The sequence below is a fragment of the Stutzerimonas kunmingensis genome, from assembly GCF_014764705.1.
In the GTDB taxonomy this organism is placed as follows: Bacteria; Pseudomonadota; Gammaproteobacteria; order Pseudomonadales; family Pseudomonadaceae; genus Stutzerimonas.
Genome location: NZ_JACXXG010000070.1, coordinates 1 through 4,267, shown reverse-complemented (window position 1 = coordinate 4,267; position 4,267 = coordinate 1). Strand labels below are relative to the sequence as shown.

Here is a 4,267-nt window from a genome sequence, read left to right as displayed (position 1 = left end):
CTGGAAAGGCGTGTTCGCTCGGTCATGAGACGATTGCAATTACGCCCTCAAAGAATCCGTTCTTATTTCCGGCATCCACGTATCGCCTACGCAGCATGATTTGGTGTATTTGATTGCCGGGTTAATAGCTTGCGTCAACGCTTGGGGCGATCCGGACGCCGTCCGGGAGAGGCAGCCATTCTCCGAAGTTACTGTAAGGAGCGTCAGCTAGACGATGGCTCGCCCCTGTCGGATCGACTTCGCCAGGGTTTGCTGCAAAGCATCGCGATGATCCGGTTGTTGATGCAGGGCTGGTTCGAGCCTCCTCGTGTTCATGGTCTTCATTTATCGACGCTGGTACAGCAGTGCCTCTCGGTGATAGCCCAGCGGGGTGGAGCTACAGCTGCAGAGCTGTGGAGCACCTTGATACGCAGTGGTCCGTTCACTGGGGTGGAGCAGGGCAGCTTCCTCAGTTTGCTTCGTGCCCTCGGTGAGCGCGATTTGATAACCCAGGAAACATCGGGGCTCCTGCTGCCCGGCGTAGTGGGGGAACGCCTGATCAACCACTACGACTTCTACAGTGCATTTGTCAGAAATGAAGAGTTCCGCCTGGTATGCGATGGGAAACCACTTGGCGCATTGCCCGTCTCCAGGCCATTGACCGTCGATCAGCGAATCATCTTTGCTGGGCGCCGCTGGCGGGTGACGAGCGTGGACACTGAGGCCAAGGTCGTTGTCGTGAGATCCGATCCCGGTGGTGCTCCCCCGTCCTTTGACGGGCTTGGAGCCCGTGTACATGATCGGGTTCGGCAAGAGATGAGGAGCGTCTTGTTGGAGGCGGACGTCTACCCCTATCTTGATACTACGGCACAAGAGCTACTAGCTCAGGCACGTAGCGCTTTTTCGGACCTTGGACTGGCACATTCGAGCATGACCGAAAGCGGAGGTAAGACTTACCTTTTCAGCTGGCGAGGCGATTGGACAAACGATGCCCTAGCCATCTTGTTGACGCACACCGGACTAGCCAGTGAGAACAGCGGGTTGGTCATCGAGGTTGAGGGAGATCGGACGTCGCTTGAAAGCAAGCTGCGTGAGATCGCCGAGTGGGACGGTATTGATGAATCCGCTGTTCTGGCGGACGTACAGAACATGGCTCAAGAAAAATGGGATTGGGTGCTTCCGCCAGCATTACTCATGCAGTCTTACGCCACGATGCATTTGGACTTGGGTGGAGCAAAGGCCTTGGCATTGGCTCTAGTGAGCCAGCCTGCGGAGACGGCCTGAATCTAGCTTATTTGTGTGATGCCTGCTTTGTTGAAAGCCGACTTTGGTTCATCTGGTCAAGACGGACCGCACTCTGGCTTCGGCCCAAAGCTTCCGTGATGGCTGGTACGGCGGGCTTTTCCAGTGGCCTGGCGGTTGGCTATCGCTTAAGCAATCTTGCGCTTTGCCACGACAAAGAGAGTCGATTCCAGCGGCTGTGTGTCTCGGCGAGAAAGCCAATCAAGCCTTTTTCGCCCTAGCTTTCTCGGAACGCGATGCACCGTATTGTTCTGACAATGCGATTGCATTACCATGCGGACGTCAACCCAGATCCGCAGGAGACTGCCATGGCCGCGAACTTCGAAGTCGAATCCACCCTTACCGATCGTTACCAGACCACGGTGCCGGAGACTGTCCGTCGTGCTCTCAAGTTGGGCAAGCGCGACAAGATTCACTACACCATTCGGCCCAGCGGAGAAGTAGTGCTCACGCGCGTCGAAGCATCCGGCAGCGATGATCCAGTGCTTGGTCAGTTCCTCAGCTTTCTGGCTGCTGACATTACACGCCATCCCGAGCGGCTGAAATCCGTGGATACCGGGCTCGTCCAACGGCTCCAATCATTGGTAGGCGGTGTCGATGTCGATCTCGATACTGTCCTGTCGGCGGACGATGAATGAGCGCAGGGAAGCCCGAGCCACTGGTTATTCATGGTTGGACGGTTTTCGCTCATCCACTATTTCTCGCACAGATTGAGGTACTGGCGCGGCAGGTCGAGACCCTTAAGCAAAAAGACTCAGTCGGATATGTGAAGAAAAACGCCAGTAAACGACTGGCCGCGATCATTAAGTTGGCATTTGATGTTATTCCTCAAGATCCGACTCGACCGGAATACCGCCAGGGCGGAACGCTCGGTGACGATCACAAGCACTGGTTTCGCGCCAAGTTCTTTCAGCAGTACCGGCTATTTTTTCGCTACCACGCTCCTAGCAAGGTTATCGTCTTCGCTTGGGTGAATGACGACGACACAAAACGCGCCTATCAAAGTAGCGACGACGCCTATCGAGTGTTTCGAAAAATGCTGGAAAGCGGGCACCCGCCGGACGACTGGGATCGGCTCCTGGCTGAGGCGCAGACAGAATCGCTGCGGATGGAGGAATCATTGGCAAGGGCGGCAACGGTGCAGTGATAGCGGCGTCCGGCCTTCTAAGTGAATCGAGCCCTAGTCCCTCATTCCTCCAGTGCCCTCAGTGCGGATTCCGCTCCGGCTCAGGACTCTTACTTGAATCACCCCGGGTTTCGTGGAGGCCTCAACTCTTGAGAAGATGAGGCCATGAGAAAGACTACTACCTACTCCCATGAAGGGATCAAACAGGAAAGCGGTGCCCAGTACATGACCGTGTTCTTCATCCGCCCTGCTGGCAGCAACCCGATGGCCTATTGGTTTATCCATCTGGCGAACAACTACCGCGCCAACGATGTGATGAAGAAGATCCACTGGAAATACGGCAACAACTTTTCCCATATGCTGTCGCCTTCCAGCTTTTTCGGCTACGACGCCAATCGGGATATCGCCGTGACAGGCCAACACGATTTGCTGTTGGATGAGCATCACTTCGACGATGCCACCGATGACCGCGTCCGAGGAGAACTTTCAGAGCTCTTGCCCAAACAGGTCTACGAGGTAGAACGGCAACCTTTTTTGGGCCTGATGAGCGGATTGACCAACTACACCATGGCTGACGAGTTTCGCGTAAAGCAGGCGCTCGATATCGCTGTTGCGACCGGTGATTTGCTGGCGGTCGGTAAGGATGGCAAGACCAGGCGTCGCAAGGGCACTAGCATCAAATCCAGTGATATTCTGATAGCTCCCCCGCAGAGACCCATCTTCTTCGTGCCACAGCTGAAGAAATCCAGCTCGGAGAACTGAGGTTCGGCACCGCTCCTTGCTCGGTGGCTCGCCTTAACCGCATCGGTACCGGTAGCTTGGCCCATCGCGTGAAATGCCGAGCATTTCGCTCTAGGGGTCTGGCGCGTCGATCAAATAGCCCATCCCACGCGCGGTTTGTATGAGCTTAGGTTCGAACTCATCATCGATTTTTGCTCTCAGCCGTCGTACCGCCACCTCAATCACATTGGTATCGCTGTCGAAATTCATGTCCCATACTTGGGAGGCGATAAGGGACTTTGAGAGCACTTCCCCGCGACGCCGAAGTAATAGCTCAAGAAGTGCGAATTCCTTTGCAGTTAGGTCTATTCGTTTCCCCGATCGCGTAACTCGACGCCTGAGCAGATCGACCTCAAGGTCGAGGAGTTTGAGTATTGTTTGGTTGGGGACATTATTGCCGCGGCGAAGCAACGTACGGATCCTGGCTAGCAATTCGGAGAAGGCAAACGGCTTGATGAGATAATCATCAGCGCCCAACTCCAATCCCTTTACTCGATCCTGAACCCCGTCTCGGGCGGTGAGAAAGAGCACGGGAACCTCATTACCAGCAGCGCGGACTTTCTGTAAAACCTGCCACCCATCCAGGCCAGGCATCATCACGTCTAAGATGAGCAAGTCGTATGTGGTATGAAGCGCGTGCTGAGCAGCATCGGTCCCGTTTTCAACTCTATCGACTGTGAAGCCTGCCTCTGAAAGCCCCTGCTGTAGGTAGGTGCCTGTTTTCGGCTCGTCTTCAGCAACAAGAAGCTTCATGAAAGTATTCCCTCCGGCATTTGGAGCAGTGTGCCGATTGTCAGGGCGTGCAGCCAGTACCTTACAGAAACGTAATGCTCGCATCATCTGTCTGACAGCTTGTAGCGTTAACGTCTACCTCAGCAGTTGCTCCCACACTCTGCTTTTTGGCCTTTTCATGCTCCTTTGGCCTATCGGCGCCTAGATGGCGCCTTTTTTTTGGTTCTTCGCGGAGTCTGGGGGAAGAGCGAGTTGACAGTCAGGGAAGCAGGTAAATTGGCAGTCGCCAAACACACCCTTCACCTGTCCCTGCTGTCGCCGTGCATCCTATTGATCTTGCCGCTTTCT

Annotated in this window: 3 protein-coding genes and 2 pseudogenes; 4 read left to right on the top strand and 1 reads right to left on the bottom strand. The window is 55.0% G+C overall.

Going from position 1 to position 4,267, the window contains the following annotated elements; translation table 11 throughout:
- Positions 1–120: 120 nt before the first annotated feature.
- From IEG05_RS22870 to IEG05_RS22855, 4 genes and pseudogenes are all read left to right on the top strand, one after another.
- Positions 121–1,263: pseudogene (locus IEG05_RS22870) on the top strand (DEAD/DEAH box helicase); the annotation flags it as partial.
- Positions 1,264–1,589: 326 nt separating this feature from the next.
- Positions 1,590–1,919 carry a type II toxin-antitoxin system PrlF family antitoxin gene (locus tag IEG05_RS22865; protein WP_046621558.1) on the top strand — a complete coding sequence of 110 codons (330 nt, stop codon included), beginning with the start codon at positions 1,590–1,592 and terminating at the stop codon, positions 1,917–1,919.
- Positions 1,916–2,428: a type II toxin-antitoxin system YhaV family toxin gene (locus tag IEG05_RS22860; RefSeq protein ID WP_046621561.1), complete on the top strand. Its 513-nt coding sequence runs from the start codon at positions 1,916–1,918 to the stop codon at positions 2,426–2,428. The genes IEG05_RS22865 and IEG05_RS22860 overlap by 4 nt, the downstream gene beginning before the upstream one ends.
- Positions 2,429–2,599: 171 nt before the next feature.
- Positions 2,600–3,169: pseudogene (locus IEG05_RS22855) on the top strand (three-Cys-motif partner protein TcmP); the annotation flags it as partial.
- Between the two features lie 90 nt (positions 3,170–3,259).
- On the opposite strand, the gene IEG05_RS22850 reads toward IEG05_RS22855, so the two are convergent.
- Positions 3,260–3,940, bottom strand: coding sequence for a heavy metal response regulator transcription factor (locus IEG05_RS22850; RefSeq protein WP_003292635.1), 681 nt, complete (start codon positions 3,938–3,940; stop codon positions 3,260–3,262).
- Positions 3,941–4,267 lie beyond the last annotated feature (327 nt).